This is a genomic window from Ferruginibacter sp., assembly GCF_014377975.1.
Classification (GTDB): Bacteria; Bacteroidota; Bacteroidia; order Chitinophagales; family Chitinophagaceae; genus Ferruginibacter.
Genome location: NZ_JACMOO010000318.1, coordinates 1 through 1,627, shown reverse-complemented (window position 1 = coordinate 1,627; position 1,627 = coordinate 1). Strand labels below are relative to the sequence as shown.

Sequence of the window (1,627 nt, the reverse complement as noted above, 5' to 3'; positions counted from 1 at the left end):
CCATGAGCCTCATTGGTAAAATCGGCGAGACAGGAACCTGCCGCCCCACCATGACTGTTTTGGGAAAACAAGGGACTGAATTGACCGCCTCGAGGATGCAGGTTGCAGGTATGAAAACCCATATCGATAATTTTGGAAATCTTATTGGCAGACTGGAAGGAGAAGATAAAACGTTGCCTGTTTTAATGCTGGGTTCGCATTTAGATTCGCAACCTTATGGTGGCCGTTTTGACGGAGTTGCCGGTGTCCTTTGCGCCATTGAAGTTGTAAAAACAATGTCAGAAAATAACACCAAACCCAAGCGCAGTATCGAAGTAATTTCTTTTGCAGATGAAGAAGGCTGGCGTTTTACAAAAGGACTTTTTGGTTCAAGAGGTATTTTAGGAAAGTTGGAAGAAGGGGAGTTGGCAAGAACGGATAAAGATGGTATTACCCGTGAGAAGGCGTTGATAGATTTTGGGTGTGATCCCACAAACTTTAAAGCTTCGGAATATGCGCCTGGCAGCATTCACGCCTTTTTAGAACTGCATATTGAACAGGGGCCCATTTTAGATATTGCCAACAAACCCATCGGCATTGTTACAGGCATTTCGGGGCCGCTATGGCTTACTGTAAAATTAAAAGGCATGGCCGGTCATACAGGTTCCGTACCTATGCCTTTAAGAAAAGATGCCTTGCTGGGCGCTGCAGAAATTGTGATGGCTGTAAATAAAATTGCCACACAAAATCCTGCAAACCCAACAGTGGCAACAGTTGCAACAATGGAAGTTTTTCCTGCCAGCAGAAATATTATAGCAGAAGAAGTAGTGTTCACCATCGATTTGAGAGACATTGATTTAGCCCGAAGAAATTTGTATGAACAACAATTGTCTGCAGAAATTAAAAATATCTGCAACAAACACCAACTTACTTATACCATTACAGAAGATACCAACAGCGAGCCCCGTTATTGTGCAGACTGGATAAAAAATATCATCAAAAATAATTGTGAAAAGCAAAATCTTGACGCTCCGGAATTAATGAGTGGACCCTTTCACGATGCCCTCGCACTTTCTTACGCCTGCGATTATGGAATGATTTTCGTTCGCTGTAAAGACGGCATCAGCCACAATCCCAAAGAATTTGCATCCTATGATGACCTTGCTTTAGGAGCAGAAATTTTGTACGGTACTGTATTGGAAATGTTGTGATTTTTTTAGAAAGTTTTGGGGCTTTCAACAATCATACTTTTTTGAGCATTTGTCAGGGCTATTCGCTGCAATCTTTTATTCACCCGCTTTGCGGCGTTCCTAAAAGTATTTCCGCTGCTATCCCTCAGCCCGTCAGCAATTGAATTTCTATTTGGCTTTATAGATGCACTTTTTTTTATACCTTATCTGGTAAACAACATTTTGCTCCTACGGAGCTCTGATCCATTTTACAATTTATTATTCTACTGGCATTTCGCTCCGCTGGAGCTAAAAAAGAAAGATTATGTATGCAGAGAACTGGGTCTATGCCCCGGAATTTGAAATTGACTCTATCTAGCTGAGGCAATCAAAATTCTATTTTTTAAAATTGCTTTTTCTGTTTTTTTTACATCGTTCACATTTATTAATTTCTTTAAATAGCATTACTATTTGGATGG

Annotated in this window: 1 protein-coding gene; it reads left to right on the top strand. The window is 40.6% G+C overall.

What is annotated here, in order from left to right:
• Positions 1–1,190 (top strand): M20 family metallo-hydrolase (locus tag H7254_RS15930; protein ID WP_301933908.1); only part of this gene is annotated, 1,190 nt, incomplete at its 5' end.
• Positions 1,191–1,627: the final 437 nt, after the last annotated feature.